At 61.5% G+C, this 24,357-nt stretch carries 18 protein-coding genes; 15 read left to right on the top strand and 3 right to left on the bottom strand.

Annotation, left to right across the window (positions count from 1 at the left end; all coding sequences use genetic code 11):
* The first annotated feature begins 81 nt into the window (after positions 1-81).
* The 9 genes from sdhC to lpdA all read left to right on the top strand — a co-directional run bounded on the left by sdhC (position 82) and on the right by lpdA (position 10,694).
* Positions 82-480: a succinate dehydrogenase, cytochrome b556 subunit gene (sdhC, locus tag AC0KWY_RS05345; RefSeq protein ID WP_474028607.1), complete on the top strand. Its 399-nt coding sequence runs from the start codon at positions 82-84 to the stop codon at positions 478-480.
* Positions 477-824: a succinate dehydrogenase, hydrophobic membrane anchor protein gene (gene sdhD, locus AC0KWY_RS05340; protein WP_474028606.1), complete on the top strand. Its 348-nt coding sequence runs from the start codon at positions 477-479 to the stop codon at positions 822-824. The genes sdhC and sdhD overlap by 4 nt, the downstream gene beginning before the upstream one ends.
* A 2-nt stretch (positions 825-826) precedes the next feature.
* Positions 827-2,611: a succinate dehydrogenase flavoprotein subunit gene (gene sdhA / locus AC0KWY_RS05335; protein WP_474028605.1), complete on the top strand. Its 1,785-nt coding sequence runs from the start codon at positions 827-829 to the stop codon at positions 2,609-2,611.
* 11 nt (positions 2,612-2,622) lie between these two features.
* A complete protein-coding gene (locus AC0KWY_RS05330) occupies positions 2,623-3,333 on the top strand; it encodes a succinate dehydrogenase iron-sulfur subunit (protein WP_474028604.1) in 711 nt (236 codons plus the stop codon).
* Complete coding sequence (locus AC0KWY_RS05325; protein ID WP_474028603.1) at positions 3,333-3,575, top strand: FAD assembly factor SdhE; 243 nt, start codon at positions 3,333-3,335, stop codon at positions 3,573-3,575. Before AC0KWY_RS05330 ends, AC0KWY_RS05325 begins: the two co-directional genes overlap by 1 nt.
* Before the next feature lie 113 nt (positions 3,576-3,688).
* A complete protein-coding gene (gene gltA / locus AC0KWY_RS05320; protein ID WP_474028602.1) occupies positions 3,689-4,987 on the top strand; it encodes a citrate synthase in 1,299 nt (432 codons plus the stop codon).
* Between the two features lie 105 nt (positions 4,988-5,092).
* Positions 5,093-7,933: a 2-oxoglutarate dehydrogenase E1 component gene (locus AC0KWY_RS05315; RefSeq protein WP_474028601.1), complete on the top strand. Its 2,841-nt coding sequence runs from the start codon at positions 5,093-5,095 to the stop codon at positions 7,931-7,933.
* Between the two features lie 25 nt (positions 7,934-7,958).
* Positions 7,959-9,197 carry a 2-oxoglutarate dehydrogenase complex dihydrolipoyllysine-residue succinyltransferase gene (gene odhB / locus AC0KWY_RS05310; RefSeq protein WP_474028600.1) on the top strand — a complete coding sequence of 413 codons (1,239 nt, stop codon included), beginning with the start codon at positions 7,959-7,961 and terminating at the stop codon, positions 9,195-9,197.
* 75 nt (positions 9,198-9,272) lie between these two features.
* A complete protein-coding gene (gene lpdA / locus AC0KWY_RS05305) occupies positions 9,273-10,694 on the top strand; it encodes a dihydrolipoyl dehydrogenase (RefSeq protein ID WP_474028599.1) in 1,422 nt (473 codons plus the stop codon).
* A 112-nt stretch (positions 10,695-10,806) separates the two neighbouring features.
* Here the strand turns inward: lpdA and AC0KWY_RS05300 are convergent, their stop codons facing one another.
* Positions 10,807-11,307, bottom strand: a complete 501-nt coding sequence (locus AC0KWY_RS05300) for a hypothetical protein (RefSeq protein ID WP_474028598.1) — start codon at positions 11,305-11,307, stop codon at positions 10,807-10,809.
* Between the two features lie 571 nt (positions 11,308-11,878).
* Between AC0KWY_RS05300 and AC0KWY_RS05295 the strand changes: the two genes are divergently transcribed.
* The 3 genes from AC0KWY_RS05295 to AC0KWY_RS05285 all read left to right on the top strand — a co-directional run bounded on the left by AC0KWY_RS05295 (position 11,879) and on the right by AC0KWY_RS05285 (position 17,025).
* Positions 11,879-14,650, top strand: a complete 2,772-nt coding sequence (locus tag AC0KWY_RS05295; protein WP_474028597.1) for an SUMF1/EgtB/PvdO family nonheme iron enzyme — start codon at positions 11,879-11,881, stop codon at positions 14,648-14,650.
* Positions 14,651-15,095: 445 nt separating this feature from the next.
* Positions 15,096-16,214, top strand: coding sequence for a cell division protein ZapE (gene zapE, locus AC0KWY_RS05290; protein WP_474028596.1), 1,119 nt, complete (start codon positions 15,096-15,098; stop codon positions 16,212-16,214).
* 10 nt (positions 16,215-16,224) lie between these two features.
* Positions 16,225-17,025 (top strand): secretin N-terminal domain-containing protein, encoded by an 801-nt coding sequence (locus AC0KWY_RS05285; protein WP_474028595.1) that lies wholly within the window; start codon positions 16,225-16,227, stop codon positions 17,023-17,025.
* Between the two features lie 48 nt (positions 17,026-17,073).
* On the opposite strand, the gene AC0KWY_RS05280 is transcribed toward AC0KWY_RS05285, so the two are convergent.
* Positions 17,074-17,730: an acetate uptake transporter gene (locus tag AC0KWY_RS05280; RefSeq protein WP_474028594.1), complete on the bottom strand. Its 657-nt coding sequence runs from the start codon at positions 17,728-17,730 to the stop codon at positions 17,074-17,076.
* Positions 17,731-18,097: 367 nt separating this feature from the next.
* On the opposite strand from AC0KWY_RS05280, the gene AC0KWY_RS05275 reads away from it, so the two are divergent.
* The 3 genes from AC0KWY_RS05275 to AC0KWY_RS05265 are packed head-to-tail and all read left to right on the top strand — an operon-like array spanning position 18,098 to position 22,961.
* The gene (locus AC0KWY_RS05275; RefSeq protein ID WP_474028593.1) at positions 18,098-20,086 is read left to right on the top strand and encodes a TonB-dependent receptor plug domain-containing protein; all 1,989 of its coding nucleotides are present in this window, start codon (positions 18,098-18,100) and stop codon (positions 20,084-20,086) included.
* Positions 20,086-20,604: a YfiR family protein gene (locus AC0KWY_RS05270; RefSeq protein WP_474028592.1), complete on the top strand. Its 519-nt coding sequence runs from the start codon at positions 20,086-20,088 to the stop codon at positions 20,602-20,604. The genes AC0KWY_RS05275 and AC0KWY_RS05270 overlap by 1 nt, the downstream gene beginning before the upstream one ends.
* Positions 20,601-22,961 (top strand): ATP-binding protein, encoded by a 2,361-nt coding sequence (locus AC0KWY_RS05265; protein ID WP_474028591.1) that lies wholly within the window; start codon positions 20,601-20,603, stop codon positions 22,959-22,961. The genes AC0KWY_RS05270 and AC0KWY_RS05265 overlap by 4 nt, the downstream gene beginning before the upstream one ends.
* Positions 22,962-23,007: 46 nt before the next feature.
* On the opposite strand, the gene AC0KWY_RS05260 is transcribed toward AC0KWY_RS05265, so the two are convergent.
* A complete protein-coding gene (locus tag AC0KWY_RS05260; RefSeq protein ID WP_474028590.1) occupies positions 23,008-24,291 on the bottom strand; it encodes an O-acetylhomoserine aminocarboxypropyltransferase/cysteine synthase family protein in 1,284 nt (427 codons plus the stop codon).
* Positions 24,292-24,357: the final 66 nt, after the last annotated feature.

Here is a 24,357-nt window from a genome sequence, read left to right as displayed (position 1 = left end):
GGCTCGTTTGACTGTATAATTACGGTTCTTTTCAAACCACATACAAGCGGGAATCCGCACTCTTCGCGAGGGAATATCTTCATGGCAGAGATGATGATAAAGAAGGAGCGTCCAAGAAATTTGGACCTGGCTTCGCTGCGTAGTTACAAATTGCCGCTTCCGGGCAAGGTTTCGATCTTCCACCGGGTTAGCGGAGCGGGGCTGTTCCTGATGTTGCCGGTCATCCTCTGGCTCTTTCAGGCCAGTGTGACCTCGCCGGAGACTTTTGCGGTCTTTCAGGGGTTGGTGGCTTCCTGGCCGGTCAAGCTGGTTCTGGCTGGTCTGATCTGGGCCTATGCGCATCATTTCTGCGCCGGCATTCGCTTCCTGTTGATGGACGTCCATGTCGGCGTCGAAAAGCCGCAGGCACGCAAGTCCGCCGCTGCCGTGTTCGCGGTCAGCATTCCGCTGAGCATCATTCTGTGGGGGGTTCTGCTGTGATCAACCGTATCGTTGTCGGTGCCCATTACGGCCTCAAGGACTGGATCGCCCAGCGCGCAACGGCTGTCATCATGGCCGTCTATTCGGTCATTCTGGCGGTCGTGCTGCTGGTCTTCCGTCCGTCCACCTTTGAAGCCTGGCAGGCGGTTTTTGCCAATGGCGTCATCAAGTTCTTCACCTTCCTGTTCTTCGTCAGCCTGGTCTACCACGTCTGGATCGGCGTACGTGACATCTGGATGGACTACATCAAGTCGGTCGGCCTGCGCTTGACCCTGCATGTCCTGACCATTGCCGCGCTGGTGGGTTACGCCGCGTGGGCTGCTGCGATTCTCTGGAGGCTGTAAGCGTGAGTATTCCTGTTCTGAAATTCGATGCGGTCATCGTCGGTGCCGGTGGTGCCGGTCTGCGTTCCGCGATCCAGTTGTCCGAAGCCGGCCTGAAGACGGCCGTCCTGTCCAAGGTCTTCCCGACCCGTTCCCATACCGTCGCCGCCCAGGGTGGTGTTGCCGCCTCGCTCGGCAACTCCGAGGAAGATCACTGGCACTGGCACATGTACGATACCGTCAAGGGTTCCGACTGGCTCGGCGACCAGGACGCGATCGAATTCATGGTGCGCAAGGCCAACGAGTGCGTCGTCGAGCTCGAACACTACGGCATGCCGTTCGACCGTACCGACGATGGCAAGATCTATCAGCGTCCGTTCGGCGGCCACATGTCGAACTTCGGCGAGAAGCCGGTACGCCGCTCCTGTGCTGCCGCCGACCGTACCGGTCACGCCATGCTGCACGCGATGTACCAGCGCAACGTCAAGGCCAACACCCAGTTCTTCGTCGAATGGATGGCGCTCGACCTGATCCGTGATGCTGATGGTCATGTCGTCGGCGTCACGGCGATGGAAATGGAGACCGGCCAGGTCGTCATCTTCCACACCCGCGCCACCATTTTCGCCACCGGCGGTGCCGGCCGTATCTTCTACTCTTCGACCAACGCCTTCATCAACACCGGTGACGGCCTGGGCATGGCGGCGCGTGCCGGCATCCCGCTCGAAGACATGGAATTCTGGCAGTTCCACCCGACCGGCGTCGCCGGTGCCGGCGTGCTGATCACCGAAGGCGTCCGCGGCGAAGGCGGCATTCTGCGCAATGCCAACAAGGAACGCTTCATGGAGCGCTACGCGCCGAACGCCAAGGATCTGGCGTCGCGTGACGTGGTTTCCCGCGCCATGACCACCGAAATCAACGAAGGCCGCGGTTGTGGCGTCAACAAGGACTACGTCCTGCTCGACATCACCCACCTCGACCCGAACACCATCATGAAGCGTCTGCCGGGCATCCGCGAAATCGGTCTGCAGTTCGCCGGTGTCGATTGCATCAAGGAGCCGCTGCCGGTCGTGCCGACCTGCCATTACCAGATGGGCGGCATCCCGACGCATTACTCCGGTCGTGTCGTGGTCACCCAGAATGGCGACTACAACACCGTCGTGCCGGGCTTCTACGCCGCCGGTGAATGCGCCTGTGCTTCGGTGCATGGCGCCAACCGCCTCGGTACCAACTCGCTGCTCGACCTGCTGGTCTTCGGCAAGTCGGCCGGTGATTCCGCCGTGGAAGACCTCAAGGCCGGCAATGCGCATCGCGACCTGCCGAAGGATGCCGCCGAGAAGTCGTTGTCCCGCATCTCCGCCATCGACAACCGCAAGGGCGGTGCCAATGTGCACGAAACCCGTCTGGCGATGCAGCGCACGATGCAGAACCATGCCGGTGTGTTCCGTTTTGGCGACCTGCTCAAGAGTGGCGTCGAGAAGATCCTCGAAGTCGAGAAGGCAGCTCGCGAGCTCGAGATCAAGGACAAGTCGATGGCCTGGAACACGGCCCGTACCGAAGCCCTCGAAATGGAAAACCTGATCGAAGTGGCCAAGGCGACGATGCTCTCCGCCGAAGCCCGCAAGGAATCGCGCGGCGCTCACGTCCGCGACGATGCGCCGGATACTCCGGAATTCCCGAATGGCCGTAACGATGCCGAGTGGCTCAAGCACACGCTGTTCAATCCGGACGACAACTCGATCACCTACAAGCCGGTCACCATGCAGCCGCTGACCGTCGAACCCATCGCGCTGAAGACGCGTTCGTACTAACGGAGAAGAACATGAGCAAACGCATGGTTCAATTCAGCATCTACCGCTACGATCCGGACAAGGACGACGCGCCTTACATGCAGGACATCTCGGTCGAACTCGAGCCGACCGATCGCAAGCTGCTGGATGCGCTGACCAAGTTGAAGGCCAAGGACGACACGCTGTCCTATCGTCGTTCCTGCCGTGAAGGCGTCTGCGGTTCCGACGCCATGAACATCAACGGCAAGAACGGCCTGGCCTGTCTGACCGACATCGACGAACTGAAGCAGCCCATCGTGCTGCGTCCGCTGCCCGGCCTGCCGGTCATCCGCGACCTGATCGTCAACATGACCCAGTTCTTCAAGCAGTACCATTCGATCAAGCCCTACCTGATCAACAACGATCCGGCGCCGGAGCGCGAGCGCCTGCAGTCGCCGGAAGATCGCGAAGAGCTGAACGGTCTCTACGAGTGCATCCTGTGCGCCTGCTGCTCGACGTCGTGCCCGTCGTTCTGGTGGAACCCGGACAAGTTCGTCGGTCCGGCCGGTCTGCTCGCGGCCTACCGCTTCATCGCCGATACGCGCGACCAGGCGACCAACGAGCGTCTCGACAACCTCGATGATCCGTATCGCCTGTTCCGTTGCCACACCATCATGAACTGTGTTGACGTTTGCCCGAAGGGTCTGAACCCGACCAAGGCGATCGGCAAGATCAAGGACCTGATGGTTCGCCGCGCCGTCTGATGGAAAGAGCCGACTACGAACGCCTGCGCTGGCGTTGCATCCGCCGTGCCCTGCTCGAACTGGACATCGCGCTGACGCGTTTCCTGGATAACGGGTTCGCCAAGCTGTCGGAAGAGCAGCAGCAGGTGTTCGTGGAAATGGCCGACATGGAAGACCACGATCTCTGGTACCTGATCAGTGGTCAGACGGAATGCGAGGATCCGCGCTATCTGCCGATCCTGGCGGCGATACGCGAGAGTTAACAGAAACTTACAGCGGCCCCAAGTAAGTCTTAAGTAAGGTTGATGCACTAAGTTGTGACATTGACCAAATTTTGGCAGTGCAGTGATAACCAACACCTGACAAGGGAAAAACCATGACGACCGAACGCAAGGCAACCCTGAGCATCGACGGACTAGCACCTGTCGATTTCCCGATCATGACCCCGACGCATGGCAATGATTGCGTAGACATCCGCACCCTGGGCGGCAAGACGGGCTTGTTCACCTATGACTCCGGTTTCCTGTCGACCGCGAGCTGCCGTTCCAAGATCACTTTCATTGACGGTGACAAGGGCGAGCTGCTCTATCGCGGCTACCCGATCGAGCAACTGGCCGAGAACTGCAACTTCCTGGAAGTCGCCTATCTGCTGAAGAATGGTCAACTGCCGGATGCCGCCCAGAAGGTGAATTTCGAAAACACCATCAAGAAGCACACGATGGTGCACGACCAGCTCACCCGTTTCTACAACGGTTTCCGTCGCGATGCTCACCCGATGGCCGTCATGGTCGGTGTGGTCGGTGCCTTGTCCGCTTTCTATCACGAAGCGATGGACTACTCGGATGCCGAACACCGCAACATCAGCTTCAACCGCATCGTCGCCAAGCTGCCGACGATCGTCGCCATGGCGTACAAGTACAACCGCGGCATGCCGTTCATGTACCCGGACAACGAACTCGATTACACCGCCAACTTCATGCGCATGATGTTCGGCTCGCCGTGCGAGAAGTACGTGCCGAATCCGGTTCTGGTCCGTGCCCTGGACGTCATCTTCACGCTGCACGCCGACCACGAGCAGAATGCTTCGACGTCAACCGTCCGTCTCGCCGGTTCGTCGGGCGCCAACCCGTTCGCCTGCATCTCGGCCGGCATCGCCTGCCTGTGGGGCCCGGCGCACGGCGGTGCGAACGAAGCCTGCCTGCAAATGCTGGAAGAAATCGGCGACGTCTCGCGCGTCGGCGAGTACATCAAGCGTGCCAAGGACAAGAACGATTCCTTCAAGCTGATGGGCTTCGGTCACCGCGTCTACAAGAACTTCGACCCGCGCGCCAAGCTGATGCGCAAGGTGTGCAACGAAGTGCTGTCGGAACTGGGTCTGGAAAACGATCGCCTGTTCAAGCTGGCGATGGAACTGGAAAAGATCGCTTTGGAAGACGAATACTTCGTCGAGAAGAAGCTCTACCCGAACGTCAACTTCTACTCCGGCATCGTCCAGAAGGCGATTGGCATCCCGACCGAGATGTTCACCTGCATCTTCGCGCTGGCCCGTTCGGTCGGCTGGATGACGCAGTGGGAAGAAATGATCTCCGATCCGGAATACAAGATCGGCCGCCCGCGGCAGTTGTACGTCGGTGCAGCCAAGCGCGATGTGGTACCGCTTGCCCAACGCGGCTGATGCAATAAACGGGCGGCTGCGGGCCGCCCTTTTTTACATGCGGAGCATCACCGGTGCGCGCCAAACGCGCACCGCAGGAAAATAAAACCCATCCAGGGGACGCCTATGACTACGATGAATGACAAGTTCGACAGCTCGCTTTACTTTGGCGGTAACGCGCCCTTTGTCGAAGAAGTATACGAAAGCTACCTGAATGATCCGACTTCCGTTTCTCCGGAATGGCGGGATTATTTCGATCGCCTGGCCCAGATGCCGGGTTTCGTGGCGCGCGATGTGGCGCATGCGCCGGTCGTTGCTGCCTTCGCCGAACTGGCGAAAGAGGGCGGTTTCAAGCAAAGCGCGCCGGTTTCGTCTTCCACCGAGCATCGCAAGCAATCCGCGGTCGGCCAGTTGGTCACCGCCTATCGCTCGCTTGGCACCCGTTGGGCCGATCTCGATCCGCTCAAGCGCCTGCCGCGCCCGAAACTCGATGAACTGGAGCCGTCCTTCTACGGTTTCACCGACGCCGACCTGAAGCAGACCTTCAACGTCGGCTCGCTCAAGGGCCTGCCGGAAAACGCCAAGCTCAGCGACATTCTCGAAACGCTGAAGCAGACCTACTGCGGCACGATCGGCGTCGAGTACATGTACATGACCGACTACAACGAGAAGCGCTGGCTGCAGGAAAAGCTGGAGAACATCCGTTCCCGTCCGTCCTACACGGCCGAGCAGAAAAAGCGCTTGCTCGAGCGCCTGACCGCCGCCGAAACGCTCGAACGTTACCTGCATACCAAGTACGTCGGCCAGAAGCGCTTCTCGCTCGAAGGCGGCGAATCGCTGATCGTCGCCATGGACGAAGCGATCCGCACCGGCGGCGCCAATGGCGTTGACGAAGTGGTCGTCGGCATGGCCCACCGCGGTCGTTTGAACGTGCTGGTCAATACCCTGGGCAAGGCGCCGTCGATGCTCTTCGCCGAATTCGAAGGCAAGAAGAAGAGCGATCTCACCGCCGGCGACGTCAAGTATCACCTCGGTTACTCGTCCGACGTTGCCACCCCGGGCGGCCCCTGCCACCTGACGCTGGCCTTCAACCCGTCGCACCTGGAAATCGTCAACCCGGTGGTGGCTGGCTCTGTCTACGCGCGCCAGGTCCGGCGCGGCGAGGGCAGCAAGTCCAAGGTGCTGCCCATCCTGGTCCACGGCGACGCCGCCGTCGCCGGTCAGGGCGTCAACCAGGAAATGCTGAACTTCTCGCAGACCCGCGGCTACGGTGTCGGTGGCGTGCTGCACATCGTCGTCAACAACCAGGTCGGTTTCACCACTTCCGACCCGCGCGATTACCGCTCCGGTCACTACTGCACCGACATCTTCAAGATGGTCGATGCACCGATCTTCCACGTCAATGGTGACGATCCGGAAGCCGTCGCGCTGGTTACCCAACTGGCCATCGAGTACCGTCAGACCTTCCAGAAGGATGTCGTCGTCGACATCATCTGCTTCCGCAAGCTCGGCCACAACGAGCAGGACGAGCCGATGGTCACGCAGCCGCTGATGTACAAGATCATCGCCAAGCACCCGGGCACCCGCAAGCTCTACGGCGACAAGCTGATCGCCGAAGGCGTGTTGCCGAACGACGGTCCGGATCAGATGATCGCCGAATACCGCGCCCACCTGGACAAGGGCGAGTTGCTCTACAACCCGGTGCTGGCAGGGTACAAGCACCCGATGACGATCGATTGGACGCCGTTCCTGACCAAGGACTACATCGAGACCTGCGACACCACCGTGCCGAAGGCCGAACTGCAGCGCCTGGCGCAGCGTCTGTCGACGATGCCGGAAGGCTTCACGCTGCATTCGCGGGTCAAGAAGATCGTCGAGGATCGCGCGGCGATGGGCGAAGGCAAGCTGCCGGTTGACTGGGGTATGGCCGAGAATCTGGCCTATGCTTCGTTGCTGGTTTCCGGCTACGGCGTGCGTATTTCCGGTGAGGACGTTGGTCGCGGTACCTTCTTCCACCGTCACGCTGCCTTCCACGACCAGAATCGCACCAGCTGGGATGCCGGTACCTACCATCCGCTGAAGAACCTGCAGGAAAAGCAGGCCGGTTTCCAGTGCTACGATTCGGTACTGTCGGAAGAGGCCGTACTGGCGTTCGATTACGGTTATGCCTCGGCCAATCCGTATGAGCTGGTGATCTGGGAAGCCCAGTTCGGCGACTTCGTCAACGGCGCCCAGGTTGTCATCGACCAGTTCATCACCTCCGGTGAAGCCAAGTGGGGCCGCGCCTGCGGTCTGGTCATGCTGCTGCCGCACGGTTACGAAGGCCAGGGCCCGGAGCATTCCTCGGCCCGTCTCGAGCGCTTCATGAACCAGTGCGCCGAAATGAACATGGAAGTTTGCGTCCCGACCACGGCCGCCCAGGTTTTCCACATGCTGCGCCGGCAGGGCGTACGCATGCAGCGCAAGCCGTTGGTCGTGATGTCGCCGAAATCGCTGCTGCGCCACAAGGATGCCGCTTCGTCGCTCGACGAACTGGCCAACGGCGAATTCCAGCGCGTCATCGGCGAAGTCGATGAAATCGACGCCAAGAAGGTCAAGCGTGTTGTGCTGTGCTGCGGCAAGGTTTATTACGACCTGGTCAACGCACGTCGTGAGAAGCAGATCAAGGATATCGCCATCGTCCGTATCGAACAGCTTTATCCGTTCCCCTCGGGTTCGCTGGCCAAGGAATTGGCCAAGTATCCGAAGGCGACGGAAATCGTCTGGGCGCAGGAAGAACCGCGCAACCAGGGTGCCTGGTACTGGTTCGCCTCGCGTCATCATCTGGACAGCGGCCTCGACGCCAAGCAGAAGCTGCTGCTGGTTGCGCGTCCCGCCTCGCCGTCGCCGGCGGTGGGTTATCTGGCCAAGCACAACGAACAGCAGAAGGCACTGATCGAGTCCGCGCTGGGCAAGATCGACTACTAATAACGAAAGCAGAGTGGAGTCACCCATGAGCATCATTGAAGTCCAAGTTCCGCAACTGTCCGAGTCAGTCGCCGAAGGCACGCTGGCGTCCTGGAAGAAGAAGATCGGCGAAGCGGTTGCCCGCGACGAAATCCTGATCGACATCGAAACCGACAAGGTCGTCCTCGAAGTGCCGTCGCCGGCGGCTGGCGTTCTCGTCGAAATCATCAAGGCCGATGGCGATACCGTCGTCTCCGGTGAGCTGATCGCCAAGATCGACACCGCCGCCACTGCCGGCGCCGTCGCTCCGGCTGCCGAAGCGCCGAAGGCTGCCGCACCCGCCGCCGCCCCGGCGCCGGCTGCTGCCGCCCCGGCCGGTACTGCCAGCCCGTCGGCCCGCAAGATCCTCGACGAGAAGGGCATTGCTGCTGCCGACGTCGCCGGTTCCGGTCGTGGCGGTCGCGTCACCAAGGAAGATGCCGTCGCCGCCCAGGCCAAGCCGGTTGCCGCTGCTGGTCCGGTCGTCGCCGCCAAGTCTTCCGCCGCCTCGCTGCCGGTGCCGCCGTCCGGCGTCGCGCTGGGCGACCGCAGCGAAGAGCGCGTGCCGATGACCCGTCTGCGTGCCCGCATCGCTGAGCGCCTGCTCGAATCGCAATCGACCAACGCCATCCTGACCACGTTCAACGAAGTGAACATGGCCCCGGTCATGGCGCTGCGCAAGCAATATGGCGAGAAGTTCGAGAAGACCCACGGCGTCCGCCTCGGCTTCATGGGCTTCTTCGTCAAGGCTGCGGTTGCCGCGCTGCAGAAGTTCCCGATCCTGAACGCTTCGGTCGACGGTAACGACATCGTTTACCACGGCTACATCGACATCGGCATCGCCGTTGGTTCGCCGCGCGGCCTGGTTGTGCCGATCATCCGCAACGCCGACCAGATGTCGATCGCCGATATCGAAAAGAAGATCGCCGAATTCGGCAACAAGGCCAAGGACGGCAAACTGTCGATCGAAGACCTGACCGGCGGTACCTTCTCGATCTCCAACGGCGGCATCTTCGGTTCGATGATGTCAACGCCGATCATCAACCCGCCGCAGTCCGCGATCCTCGGCATCCACGCGACCAAGGACCGTGCCGTCGTCGAAAACGGCCAGGTCGTCGTGCGTCCGATCAACTACCTGGCGATGTCCTACGATCACCGCATCATCGACGGTCGCGAAGCCGTCCTCGGTCTGGTGACCATGAAGGAAGCGCTGGAAGATCCGGCCCGCCTGCTGCTCGGCGTCTAAATCAGCATCGCCGGCGCCAGTGTTCCCGCACGGGCGCTGGCGCCTTTGCACATCTGAAATCTGAAAGGTTGATCCATGTCCAAGCAATTTGACGTGCTCGTTATCGGTGGCGGTCCCGGCGGCTATGTCGCCGCCATCCGCGCCGCCCAGCTCGGCTTCAACACCGCCTGCGCCGAATCCAACGCCTACGCCGACCCGAAGGGCGAACCCCGCCTCGGCGGCACCTGCCTGAACGTCGGCTGCATCCCGTCGAAGGCGCTGCTGCGCTCTTCCGAACTGTACGAAGAAGCCAACCACAGCTTCGCCATGCACGGCATCTCGGCCAAGGGCGTTGCCATCGACGTGCCGACCATGGTCGGCCGCAAGAACACCATCGTCACCCAGCTGACCGGCGGCATCCGCGGTCTGTTCAAGAAGAACAAGGTGACCGGCCTGAACGGCCACGCCAGCTTCGCCGGCAAGGAAGGTGAACTGTACAAGGTCAAGGTCGGCGAAGAAGAAGTCCTGGCCAAGCACGTGATCATCGCCACCGGCTCCAAGCCGCGCCACCTCGACGGCATCCCGGTCGATAACAAGGTGATCTGCGACAACGTCGGCGCGCTCGATTTCGACGCCGCGCCGAAGCGCCTGGGCGTCATCGGCGCCGGCGTCATCGGTCTGGAAATGGGCTCGGTCTGGCGCCGTCTCGGCACCGACGTGACCGTCCTCGAAGCCGCCCCGGATTTCCTCCCCTTCGTTGATCAGGACATCGCCAAGGAAGCGCTCAAGCTGTTCATCAAGCAGGGCCTCAAGATCACCACCGGCATCAAGCTGGGCAAGGTCTCAGTCGCCAAGAAGGGCGTCACCGTCGAGTACGAAGACAAGGACGGCGCCAAGAAGCTCGAATGCGACAAGCTGATCGTCTCGGTCGGCCGCATTCCGAACACCGACGGTCTGAACGGTGATGCCGTCGGCCTCAAGATCAACGAGCGCGGTCAGGTCGAAGTCAACGGCCACTGCCAGACCAACCTGCCCAACGTCTGGGCGGTCGGCGACGTCGTGCGCGGTCCGATGCTGGCGCACAAGGCCTCCGAAGAAGGCGTCATGGTCGCCGAGCTGATCGCCGGCCAGTCCGGTCACTGCGACTTCAACACCATTCCGGGCGTCGTCTACACCCATCCGGAAATCGCCTGGGTCGGCAAGACCGAGCAGCAGCTCAAGGCCGAAGGCATCGCCTACAAGCCGGGCAAGGTGCCCTTCCTGGCCAGCGGCCGGGCGCTCGGCCACGGCGACGCCAGCGGCTTCGTCAAGGTCCTGGCCGATGCCAAGACCGACCGCATCCTCGGCGTGCACATCATCGGCAACAACGCCTCCGAACTGATCGCCGAAGCCGTCGTCACGATGGAATTCGCCGGCGCTTCCGAAGACCTCGGCCGCATCTGCCACGCCCACCCGACGCTGTCGGAAATCGTGCACGAAGCCGCGCTGGCCTGCGACAAGCGCTCGCTGCACTTCTAAGCAGTTTCGTTTCCTCTGACAAAGGCGGGATGTGCGAATAGCACATTCCGCTTTTTTTCATTGTTCCGGCAGCGACAGTGAATGATCGGTTGCAGTTTTCGCGTGTCGACCGTCAGGCGATGGCCGGGGACGACAGCCAGCGACGCGATCGCTGCAGTAGCAGGCCTGTCAGCAGGAGGCAGGCGGCATAGCCGGCAAGCAAGCCCCAGAACGTTGCGACGCCGTGAGCCAGCGGTTTGGCGACGCCAAGGAAACTGCCATGAATCAGCGAACCGAGCGAGATGGCGTACATCGCTAGGCGCCGTTGGTCCAGGCTGCTGCGGCTGTAGTGGCGGAGCAGCCTGGAATTCAGGCTCCACAGCGTGATCAGGATGACTTTCGTCCACAGCTTGGGATTGTCGAAATAGGGCATGCCCTTGAGTGCGACGCCGATGGCGATGATCAGCAGGCCGGAAAGCCACAGATGGAGCTCGCCGTTCAGGATCAACGGCCGGATCAATCGCCTTTCCGTCGCCATCCCCCGCAGACGGCACAGTGCCAGGAAGACTCCGGTGAGCGACGCGAACAGGGCGGCCAGGTGATAGAAAACCGCCAGGGTGACGAGGAGTTCCATGATCGATCCGCCGGGAACATGCGAAACCATGATTCAATCCGATTGCCATGACGCGCTGATGACGCTCATATTAATGCAGAGAGAACTGCGCTCCTGAAATGCAGAGAGAACTGCGCTCCTGAAATGCAGCAGGGGAGAGGCCGCCTTCTTGTCGTTGTCGCTGTTGAATAGAGCTTGTCCGCAAGCCTTGGCGGCAAAAACGCGCCGGCGCGCTTCATGGACTTGCCAAATATGGCTCCATCATTCACATTGGCAGGCGGGGCGGAGCAGCTTGCGGCGGGGCCTGGAGCAACAAAGCGGACAATCTGCGCTGCGCGATCCGCAACAGGAACCACCCCGACAACCGCAACAACTACATAGGTTTTCGCTTGGTGTTGGGTGTGTGAGTTCTCCATAGCAGGACGGCGCTGGTTCGGCAGATCGGCAGGTTTAAGGACCACCGACGGCCACCGGTGCTCAAGCTAGCTTGCGCCGCCCCGGATCGCGCGGGTTCGCCCGTCGGTCGAATAGCAAAACCGCCCCGCGTCCTGCCGCAAGGCACGGCGCTGGGTTTCTTGGTACAGGGGAACGCATGGCAAAGGGACAATTCGCTTTCGGGCATGGTCAATTGGCGCAGCAGCTAGCGATACGCTTGCGGCATCATTTCTCAGACGACAAGGCCGATGCCTCGCTGGTTATCGGAATTTTCGGTGAATGGGGCAGCGGCAAGAGCAATCTGCTGCAACTGGTGCACGAAGCGTTCAACGGCAAAGGAGAAAACGAAGCGGCTGATTCGGCACCTGTTGTCGTTGTCCCGTTCAATCCCTGGCGCTACGAAAAAGAAGAGCATCTGCTGGTTCCCTTGCTGAAAACCATGCAAAGGGAGGTCCTACGTTACGACGAAGCACATCAGTCCCGGCTGGAAAAGCTCGGGTGGACCAAGGAAAGCGCAAAGCGTATCGCCCGGTTTTTTGGCGTATCGGCACTGGCCTTTGCCAAGGCGCTCAAGGTTAGTGGCGAAATTCCCGGTGTGGGCTCTGCCGAGTTTTCCTTCAGCGATTTCATCGAAAAAGGGGCCGCGGCGTTCAAGGACAAACCCATTCCTCCCCAATTGCTCGACACCCTGGAAAGCTACTATTTCGAGTTCGAGCAAAAATTGCGCGACATTACCAGCGGCGCCAGTGGCGAAAAGCCAATCCATCTCCTCTTCCTCATTGACGATCTCGATCGCTGTCTGCCGGAAAAGGCGGTCGAGATGCTTGAATCGATCAAACTCTTCCTTGATGTCGAGGGCTGCGCCTTCGTGCTGGCGGTGGATGACGAAGTGGTCGAGCGCGGCATCATCCACCGCTATCGGGATTATGTGTTTCTGGGGGCGAATGGTGGCGGCGTCCACAAGCCGTTGGCCCAGATGCCGATTACCGGAGCGGAGTACCTAGAGAAGATCATTCATTTGCCGTTCCGTTTGCCTTTGCCCTCTAAGCGCGAAATTCGTGAATTTTTGAAAAATACGTACTGTGAGTTGTTTGGAGGGGCCCCTCTGTCAGAGGAAAATCGAACAGTGGGGCAAGAGACCCTCCAGATTGGACCGGAGGCCGAAAAACTTCTCCAACTGTTTGTGGATCATGTTCCACCGGTTCCCCGCAAACAGTCTCGTGTTGCTGAACTCTTGTTGTTGCAACTCGACATCGCCAAGGCTCGTGGTTGTGCACAGCGCATCAAGCTCCTGCCGCTGGCGAAATTGATTCTCTTCCAGCTATTTGCTCCGGATTTATATCGTTTCGGCAGGCGTAATAATGCTGGATTCATGAATAACCTGCAGGAGTGGGACAGCAAAGATCCCGACTGGGGGAGAAATATCCAGCATTTTGAAGAGAGTCTGGAAGCAAAGATCAAGGCGCTGCCGGATGAAACCTTGAGAATGAGCGAGCTTCGCCTGCTTGATCGACTCTATAAACCATTGATTCAGGTGCTGGAAAGTGCCGCGCAAAATCGTAGTGGGTTTGACCCGTTTCGGCTGATTCGCGAGATGCCATTTTCGAATGATGATCTTCAAAGCCTACCGCTCTACTATAGCTTCGTGCTGGAAGATATTGTGCTCGGATACATGGCTGTCACCGAAGTAGGCGGAGATGCTTTCAAAGGAACGGTGTCGGTACGACATACCCAGATGGTATCGAGACTAGTGAATCCCGCCGAGTTTCTTGATCTGTTGTTCAGTACATCTCCCGCCAATTGGCAGTCTGCGGTGTTGTTGCCAGAAATCGTCGGGAAGACGCTGGATGGAGCCGTTTTTTCTAGTGTACGTGCACGCTTGGACGAGAAGGCATTCGTGTCATTTCTGGAAAACCGGAAGTGGTTAAGTTTGCTGCTACCTTTGCTGAACGCCGAACAATTCAGTTGGTTTGCAAAAAAGTCCGATCTGGCGCATCTGCTTTCTGATGGCGAATGGGAAGAACGTGCGCTCTTGCTGAGAAGCATACGAGGCGAACAAAGACAAGAATTCCAAAAACAGGTTTCGTTGCTTCAGGAAGTTTTGCTTGTCAAGGCGCAGGCTGACAACCTGCCCATTTCGATTCGAGCGCGTGCCGGCCGTTTGCTTGGCGATTTAGGCTGGTTACCGGAAGATCTGGATTCAATGATCCAGATCAAGGCTGGCCCGTTTAAGCGAGGGGAAAAAAATAAAGAAGCCACCATCGACAACGACTACTGGATCGGTAAATACCCGGTCACCAATGCGCAGTTCCGGCGTTTTGTCGAAGCAGGGGGGTATCAGACCAAAGCTAATTGGTCGGACGAAGGCTGGGTTTGGCGGCAAAAGGACGAACTCTCATTTCCTCTCTATTGGGAGGACCGGAAATACGCCAGCCCGCTTTCACCGGTGGTGGGCGTCAGTTGCTACGAAGCCGAGGCTTACTGCCGGTGGAGCCAGTCGCAGATACGGGAAAATCCTCGTGCTTATGGTGTGCCGGCCGACCAAGCTGGTGCGCTGATCTGTCGTCTGCCCGGCAACGACGAATGGGAACGAGCAGCGCGTGGACAGGATGGAAGAAAGTATCCCTGGCCAGGTGAGTTTTCGGCCACCAAAGCGAATAGTGGAGAATCATGGGGGGCGGCGGATGGCGAAGACGTGAGGACAACGGTGGTCAACACCTTTCCGCAGGGAGAAAGTCCTGCCGGGCTTTTCGATTGCGCGGGGAATGTCTGGGAATGGACGGGTTCGCAAGCAGATGGCAAGGCTCGCTTTTTACGCGGCGGGGCCTGGAGTAGCAGCGCGATGGTCCTGCGCTGCGCAGTCCGCAACTGGTACCACCCCGACTTCCGCAACGACTACATCGGCTTTCGCTTAGCGTTGGGTGTGTGAGTTCTCCCTGGGTTTTCTGAATTCTATTTTCAGATTTCTGAACCAGAGTGGATATGGGCGATGACGCTAAAAGTGAGAGGAGAGCCGCCGTGCGGCGGCGGCAATAATTTTTATGTTCAGGATATTTGACGATCTGTTTCCGGCGGTGGTCGATTTCGCCAATCTTTACGCGGCCTGGGAAAAGGCTGCGCAGGGCAAGCGGCCCGCCGCGCGGCGGGCAGTTACGTTTCTATTTGCGCCTGAGTCACGATTTTCAGTTGCTGGATACGCGTCGCTTTGCGCATGCCTGCCATCTGGTGGAGGAGTGGGGCCGTCTTCTCGGTGCCTGGCGGGGCATGCTTGCAGAGCGTGCATCGTCGTTGGTGGCGGCGCCTGAACCGACCGACGACCCACCGGACCCGTTAATTTGCGAAAATAGCGGACCCGAGAACAACGACAACCGACGATGCCCCACAAGAAACTGAAAGTCTCCGCCACCGGCATGCTTGACGCCTACGATGCGCTGCTCGCCGAGCGTGGTTATGTCGCCGATGCGGCGCAGCGGAGGGCGGCGCAGGCCCTGCAGTCGCTCTATGTCAACCTGCTGTCGTTCAAGGTCGACCGGGGGAGCACGATCAAGCGTCTGCTGAAGCCGCCGAAGCCGCCGCGCGGCGTGTATTTCTGGGGTGGCGTCGGGCGCGGCAAGAGCTTCCTGATGGACTGTTTTTACGCTGCGGTGCCTTACCGGCGCAAGAAGCGGCTGCATTTCCATTCCTTCATGCAGCAGATCCATCGCGATCTCGACAAGTACAAGGGCGAGCCGGACCCGATGCTGAAGCTGGCTGCGGCGATCGCCCAGGACGTCCGGCTGCTCTGTTTCGACGAATTCCACGTCTCCGACATCGCCGACGCGATGATCCTCGGCCGCCTGCTCGAAGGCTTGTTCAGCCATGGTGTTATCCTGGTCATGACCTCGAATTACCCGCCGGACATGCTTTACCCCAACGGCCTGCACCGGGAGAGTTTCCTGCCGGCGATCGCCCTGCTCAAGAAGCATCTCGACGTGTTCGAGGTCGATGCCGGCGTCGATTACCGTCTGCGCGCGCTGGAGCAGGTCGAGATTTACCACCATCCGGCCGACGCCGCGGCCGAGCGCAAGATGCTCGACTATTTCCGCATGGTCGCTGGCGAGGATGGCGAGGAGGGCGGGGAAATCGAGGTGCTCGACCGGCAGATCGCCACCCTGCGCCGCGGCAACGGCGTCATCTGGTTCGATTTCCGCACCCTGTGCGGCGGTCCGCGCTCGCAGAACGACTACCTGGAAATTTCGCGCGGTTACCATACCGTGCTGCTATCGCACATCCCGCGGATGACCGTGCACCAGGCTTCGGAAGCCCGCCGCTTCACCTGGCTGGTGGACGTCTTCTACGACAACAAGGTCAAGCTGATCGCCACCGCCGATTGCGCCGCCGATGCGCTTTATACCGAGGGCACCCAGGCCAGCGAGTTCAAGCGTACAGTGAGCCGCCTGACCGAGATGAATTCCCGCGCCTATCTCGCCGAACCGCATATTGTCGCCCCTTGAGGAGAGCGCCATGAGACCCGCCCTGAAGTTCCTACTCGCCGTGTTCGTCACCTTGTGGGCCGGGATCGCCGCGGCGCAACTGGAAGTCATCGAACTCAGGAGCAAGACGGCCGACGAAGTCCTGCCCGTGCTGCTGCCGCTGGTCGAGCGCGGCGGTACCCTGAGCGGCTTGAACAACCAGTTGTTCCTGCGCGCCTCGCCGCGCAACCGGGAGGACATCAAGCGGGCGCTGGCGGCGATCGACAAGCCGGCGCGCCGGCTGATCATCCAGGTCGCTCACGACCGCAAGCGGATGAACGCCCAGCGCGAGGCGGAAGCCATCGGCCAGGTGGTGCTCGGCAGCAATAGCCGGGTCGAGGTCGAAGGCCGGGTCTGGGACACGCAGAGCCAGCGTGAGGAAAAGGCTGCGCAACGGGTGCAGACGGTCGAGGGCGGGCGGGCCTTCATCCAGGTCGGCCGTTCGCTGCCGGTACCGATGCGCATGGTGGCGGTCGGTCCGGGCGCCGCGGTGATCAACGAAGGTGTCGTCTATCGTGACATCGGCAGCGGTTTCTACGCGACGCCGCGGCTGGCCGGCGACCGCGTCACGCTGGAAATCTCGCAGCAGGCCGAACAGCTTGATGGCCGCCGTCCCGGCAGCATCGCCACGCAACGCCTGAGCACCACGGTCAGCGGCCGTCTCGGCGAATGGATCGAACTGGGCGGTACCGGCCAGCAAGCCGGCAGTCAGCGCGACGGTTCTTTCAGTGTCGGTACCGGGCAGACGCGCGAGCAGCGCGCGATCTGGCTGCGGGTCGAGGAAGTCGAATGAAAAACGGGCCGCAGATGCGGCCCGTTTGCTTTTTGCCGTTGTGGCGTCTCAGGCGGCAGCCTTGGTCGGCAGCGGGGTGACGACCGGCGCCGCGCCCTTGCTGATCAGGCCCAGCGGCTTGCCGAGCGGCAGCAGGGTGCGGCCGAAGAAGTTGTTCAGGAAGACGGCGCCGGCGGCGTAGAAGCCGAGCAGCGAAATGCCCAGTTCCGACCAGGCGGCAAGCGCCCCGAACAGTTCCTTGTTCACGCCGAGGATGGACAGCGCCAGCGACGGCAGCAGGACGTTGATCAGCACCAGGATGACGGCGAACACCTTGTTGGCTTCGAAGGCGGCGACCATGATGAAGAGCGAGAAGATGAAATAGCCGATGCAGGCGAAAGCGAGTTGTTTCGGGTCGGCATTGGCGCCGACGTCGCCCAGCCAGCCGAGGCTGATCGCCCAGTGCATGGCGACGGCGATCCAGAACAGGCCGTAGGCGCCGAGGACGATGGCGCCGAAATAGTTGTTCTTCTTGAAGTCGACCATCGACGCCCAGATCTGAGCGATCGAGCCGAGGAAGAGCGCCCACGGAATCAGGTAGGCGACGCCGCTGGTCCAGCCCATCTTGGCCGATGCGGCGACGAAGGTGACCATCGACAAACCGAATACCCCCAGCGCAGTGGGGTCGGACATGACGATCTTGGTTTCAGTGATTTGCTGTTGCATACGCGCTCCCTCGAATTGGTTTGGTTTTGTTGCACTGCGTCAAACGATCGTTTGGACGATCCGGGCTATTCTCGGTGGGTGCTTTCTTTTGCATATGATTTAAGTCAACACAAGGCGATTTATTTTAAAAATCATGTAGTTATGATTAATTAAATCTGTTATGCATGAGTTGATCGGTATTCTCCGGGCAAGCGGCGGGCCGTTTGCCCGTCGTTTACGGAAAAACAATTGCCGCGGCCAGCTCGCGCAGACTGGCCGCGAAATCAGGCTGGCTGGCGGCCAAATCAATCGGGGCCTGCCGGGGCGACTGGTTTTCAGCCGCCCAAGCAATACAATAGCGGTACTAAAACTATAAAAAGGAGCGGAAATGCGGTGGCTCAGGTTCGGTGCACGCTTGCCGGCACTGTTTTTTGCTGTTGCCGCGGCGACACCGGCAGCCGGGCAGCAGGCCGACGCGACGGCCTTGAGCCTTGAGGATCTGCTCGAGGTGACGATCGTCGGCGCGGCAAAATATCCGCAGAAGGGCAGCGAGGTCGCGGCCGCCGCCAGCGTCATCACGCGCGACGAGATCAAGGCTTTCGGCTGGCGGACGATAGACGAGGCGCTGGCCAGCCTGCCCGGCATCTATCTCTCCTATGACCGGCAATACAGCACCATCGGCACGCGTGGCATCGGCCTGCCCGGCGACTACCTGACGCGGGTCCTTGTCGCAGTCAATGGCAACCGCGTCAATGACACCCTCTACGATGGCGGAACGGTTGGCCGCGACTTGCCGATCGACATCGACCTGATCGAGCGCATCGAGTTCATCAGCGGTCCTGGCGGCGCTGTGTACGGCCAGAATGCGATGTTCGGCGTGGTCAACATCATTACCCGGGACGGTGCCAGCCTCGATGGTGGCGAAGCCTCGCTGGCCTGGGGGAAGCGGGGCGGGCAGCGCGAGGCCCGGGTCAGCTGGGGGCGCCGCCTGGACAACGGCATCGACGCCATGGTCTCGCTCTCCGGCCTGCGGGCTGATGGACAGACCCTGGGCATGGATTATCCCGGCGCCGGCCCGGGAGGCAGCGATCTGGCCGGCAGGGTTGCCGGCCAGGATGGCGAGCGCGACCGCGAGATCTTTGCCCGTCTCGCCCGCGGTCCTTGGTCGGCCGAGTTTGCCAGCGGCAAGCGGCGCAAGGCCGATCCGACGGCTTCCTTCTTTGGCGACGCGATGGCGAACGGGCAGTACCAGCGCGACCTCTACAGCCTGCTGCAGTTGCAGTACCGGCAGAGCTATCTGGATGACCGCCTGGAGGTCCTGGGGCGCCTGTTCCAGGGGCGTCAGCGCTATGACGGGATTTTCATCTATGGTGGCGTGCCCAACCTGTCCCGCGGCGAAAGCGACTGGTACGGCGGCGAACTGCGCCTGCTTCACACCGGCGTCGCCGGCCACAAGCTGATGCTGGGCGCCGAGTGGCAGAACAACCGGCGGATCGTGCAGAGCAACGACGACCCGGGAACGGTGGGGGTCGATACGCTGATCCGTGGCAGCGGCTTGCGCCGCGGTGTCTATTTCCAGGACGAATGGCAGTTCGCCGAGCGCTGGACGTCGATCCTCGGCCTGCGCGCCGACCGCAACGACGCTGCCGGCAACCAGATCAGCCCGCGTCTCGGCCTGATCTGGCAGGCTTCGCCGGCGAGCACGCTGAAACTGCTGTACGGGCGGGCCCATCGCGCGCCGAACGCCTACGAGCGCGATTACGACGATGCCGTCGCCCAGATCGCCAATCCCGGGCTGGGCGGCGAAACCGTCGATACTTACGAACTGGTTGCCGATCATCGGCTGGCCAGCGGCACCAGCCTGCGCACCTCGCTCTACCGCTGGCGTCTGCGCGACATCATCGCGCTGACCAGCGATCCGCTCAGTGGCCTGACGCAATACCGTTCCGGCGAACCGATCGAAGCACGCGGCGTCGAAGTGTCGATGGCCCGCCACTGGTCTTCCGGGATTCGTCTGCGCGGCAGCATTTCCTACCAGCACGTTGCTTACGAGGACGGGGGGGCGCTGGAGAATTCGCCGCGCTGGCTGGGCCGGCTCAATGTCGTCTATCCCTTGCCCTGGCATGGTCTGCGGCTGGGTTACGAGTACCGCGTCGAAAGCTCGCGGCGCACGCTCGACGGCACGAGCTTGGGCGGTTACAGCCTCTCGCATCTGAATCTCGGCGCCGAGGGCTGGATCCGCGGCGTCGACCTGTCGCTCGCGGTGCGCAACCTGTTCGACCGCCGTTACCGCCATCCCGCTGCCGACAGCAACTGGCAGGACGCCTTTGTCCAGGACGGACGCAGCATTCTGCTCAAGATGGATTTCCGCTTCTGATGCCTCGGTTGATCCACGCCCTTCTTGCCTTGACTCTCTGCCTGCCGGCGCCGTTCGCGCTCGGCCAGGGTTTTACCGAGTATCAGCTCAAGGCCGGCGTGCTGTACAACTTCATTGCTTTCACAACCTGGCCAGAACCCGTTTCCCGCGTGCTCAACCTGTGCATTTACGGCCCCGATCCTTTCGGTCGGGACATCGATTCCCTGCAAGGGCGCATGGTCGGCAGCAGCAGCCTGGCGATTCTGCGCGTCAGCAGCGTCGAGGCCCTCGATGCTTGTCAGGTGGTATTCGTCGGCCAGGCGGCCATCGGCAATCTGGCGCGCGTTGCCGAGCATCTGGGCAAGCGGCCGGTGCTGACGGTGGTCGAATCGGCGGGGAGCATTCCCCGTGGCGCCATCCTCAACATGGAAATGGTGCAGGGCAAGCTGGTGTTCCGGGCCAACCTCGGCGAGGCGCGCAGTCGTTCCCTGACCCTGAGCTCCAAATTGCTGCGTCTGGCCAGCGAGGTACTGCAATGAGCATGGAAGTGCGCCCGGCAATGCCCCTTGCCCAGCGACTGGCCGGGATCAATCGGCGCATCTTGGCGATTGTGCTCGGTTTGTTCGCGCTGATTGTCGTTGCCAGCAATTTCGTTCTCGGACTTTCCGCCTTGCTGCACGCGCAGCGCGGCCAGGCTGCGGTTCTGGCCGAGAATCTCAGCGCCAGCCTGGTATTTCGCAACGTTGACGACGCCGCATTGCTGCTGCGCTCACTCGAGCATGCGCCTCAGGTGCAGGCGGCCGTGGTCTACGACGATGCCGGACAGTCCTTCGCGAGTTACCGGAGCGTTGCCGTGGAAAAGCTGCCGGAGATGCCGGCAGTCGGCGAGAGCATCGATTATCTTGGCGCCCATGTCGAACTGCTGCAACCGATACAGTACAAGGGACAGTCGCTGGGCAGCCTTTACCTGCGTGCCAGCCTCGGCGCACTGTACTGGCAGATGCTGATCCAGGTACTGGTGATCGTCTGTGCGGCAACGCTTGCCTTGCTTTCCGGCCAGCATTTTCTGCGGCGCCTCAGTCGCAGCGCCTTGCATCCCCTGGCCGAGTTGACGCGCCTGATGGAGCAGGTCTCGCAGCGCGGCGACTTCGGCCTGCGCGCCGAGTCGAGCCGGATCCGGGAACTCGACACCCTGGCCGCCGGTTTCAACGTGATGCTCGACGAAATCCGCCAGCGTGACCAGAGCCTGCGCGAAAGCCGCGATTCCCTGGCACTGATGCTCAAGGAGCGAACCGTGGCGATGGAGCAGGCGCGCGTCGCCAGTTCCGCCAAGACCCGTTTTCTGGCCAACATGAGCCATGAAATACGGACTCCGCTCAACGCGATCATCGGCCTCACCGGCCTGATGCAACGGACGCCGCTCGATTTCGAACAGCGCGAGCGCTTGCGCAAGATCGAAGCCGCCGGGCAGCACCTGCTCACCGTGATCAACGACATCCTCGACCTGTCCAAGATCGAGGCCGGTCGCATGCAACTGGAGGAAACCGATTTCTCGCTCGACGACATCCTGTCCCAGGTGCGCACGCTGATCGCCGAGGCGGCGTACCGCAAGGGACTGACCGTCAGCACCGACGCCGGCGATGTGCCGCGCTGCCTGCGGGGCGATCCGACCCGTCTGCGCCAGGGCTTGCTCAACTTCGCCGGCAATGCGGTCAAATTCACCGAGCGCGGTGGCATCACCATCCGCAGCGTGCTCGTGGCGACCGAGGGCGCGGTGCTGCACGTCCGTTTCGAGGTCGAGGATAGCGGGATCGGTATTCCGCCGGAACGACAGGCGACGCTGTTCGAAGCCTTCGAGCAGGGCGATGCCTCGACGACTAGAAAGTATGGCGGCACCGGTCTTGGCCTGACCATCACCCGGCGCCTGGCGCAACTGATGGGAGGCGAGGTCGGCGTCGTCAGCGAGCCCGGCAAGGGAAGCCTGTTCTGGTTTTCGGCCAGGCTACGGGGCGGCGATCCGGCGGCGCTGGCCCGGGCTTTGCCGCAGTCGGCGGGGGCGGGTGATGAACTGTTGCAGCGCTTTGCCGGAGCCAGATTGCTGCTTGCCGAGGATAACGAGATCAACCGCGAAGTGGCGCTCGACATGCTCGAAGCGGTGGGCCTGAAAGGCGATGTCGCAGTCAATGGGCGCGAGGCCGTGGAAATGTTCCGGGCCGGCGATCACCACCTGATCCTGATGGACATGCAGATGCCGGAGATGGACGGCATCGAGGCGACCCGGGCGATTCGCCGCCTGCCCGGCGGCGCCGCGGTGCCGATCATCGCCATGACTGCCAACGCCTTCGAGGAAGACCGTCAACATTGCCTGGAAGCCGGCATGAGCGATTTCATCGCCAAGCCGGTCGCGCCGGAAACCCTGTATTCGGTTCTCCAGAAATGGTTGCCGGCAGCTGATATCCCCCCGGCGGCTGCGCCGGAAAAGCCGGCCACAGCCGCGGCCGGCGATGTTGGTCTGGACGCCAGGCTGGCCAGGATTGCCGACCTCGATCTGGACAAGGGACTGCAGGTCACACGCAACAAGCGCGATTTTCTGGCGCACCTGCTGCTCTCCTTCGTCCGTGTCCACGCCGACGATCCGGTACAACTGCGCCGGCTGCTTGCCGAGGGAAATCTGGCGGCGCTCGAGGCGCTGGCCCATTCGCTCAAGGGATCGCTGGCGACGATCGGAGTTGTCGGCATCAGTCTGCTTGCCGCCGAAGTGCAGTTTGCCGCGCGCAACGGCGATGCGGCAAAGGCAATTGCCTCGGCCGGCGTGCTCGGCGAGCGCCTGGTCCGCTTCGCTGGCGATGTCCACGCCGCGCTCGACGAGTGGGACGAGGCCGCCGCCAAAGCATGAAAAAACCCGGCCTGGGGCCGGGTTTCGCGTTCCTGCGCTACTGCGCTCAGGCGGCGTTGAGCGCCTGATCGAGATCGGCGATCAGGTCATCGACATGCTCGATGCCGACCGACAGGCGGATCATGTCTTCGGAAACGCCGGCCTTGGCCAGTTCTTCCGGCGACAGCTGGCGGTGCGTGGTCGACGCCGGGTGGCAGGCGAGCGTCTTGCAGTCGCCGATATTGACCAGGCGGGTGACCAGTTGCAGGGCATCCTGGAACTTGCCGCCGCCTTCGCGCCCACCGCAGTTCGTTCCTTTTACGCCGAAGTTGAGGATGCCGGAAGCGCGGCCGCCCATGTACTTCTGGACCAGCGCGTGGTCCTTGTGGTCGGGCAGGCCGGCGTAGTTGACCCAGCTGACCTTTGGATGGTTTTGCAGGAACTGGGCGATCTTCAGCGAGTTGTCGCAGATGCGGTCCATGCGCAGCGCCAGCGTTTCGATACCCTGCAGGATCAGGAAGGCGTTGAACGGGCTGATCGCGGCGCCCATGTTGCGCAGCGGCACGACGCGGGCGCGGCCGATATAGGCGGCGGCGCCGAGCGCTTCGGTATAGACGACGCCGTGATACGACACATCCGGCTCGTTGAGGCGCTTGAACTTCTGCTTGTGCTCGGCCCACGGGAACTTGCCGCTATCGACGATGATGCCGCCGATGGAGTTGCCGTGGCCGCCCAGGTACTTGGTCAGCGCATGGACGACGATGTCGGCGCCGTGCTCGAACGGGCGGCACAGGTAGGGCGACGGCACGGTGTTGTCGACGATGACCGGGACGCCGTGTTTGTGGGCGACCTCGGCGAGCTTCTCGAAATCGACGACGTTGCCGAGCGGGTTGCCGACCGATTCGCAGAAAACGGCCTTGGTTTTGGCGTCGATCAGTTTTTCGAAGGCATCCGGGTCGCGGTAGTCGGCGAAGCGCACTTCGATGCCGTACTGCGGTAGCGTGTGCGCGAACAGGTTGTAGGTGCCGCCGTACAGCGTGGACGAGGTGACGATGTTGTCGCCAGCCTCGGCGATCGTCTGGATCGAGGCGGTGATCGCCGCCATGCCGGAGGCCATGGCCAGCGCGGCAACGCCGCCTTCCATCGCGGCGACGCGCTTTTCCAGCACGTCCTGGGTCGGATTCATGATCCGCGTGTAGATGTTGCCAGCGACTTTGAGGTCGAACAGGTCGGCACCGTGCTGGGTGCTGTCGAAGGCGTAGGAGGTGGTCTGGTAGATCGGCACGGCGACTGCCTTGGTCGTCGGGTCCGGGCTGTAGCCGCCATGAACGGCGAGGGTTTCGATCTTCATCCGCGTGTCTCTCTTTTGTGTTTGAAAAAAAGTGAAGTTTACAGGAGCCCGGCTAGCTTAACCGGG

The organism is Azonexus sp. MM2026_4, from assembly GCF_055901855.1.
This window is presented reverse-complemented; position numbering and strand designations above follow the sequence as displayed.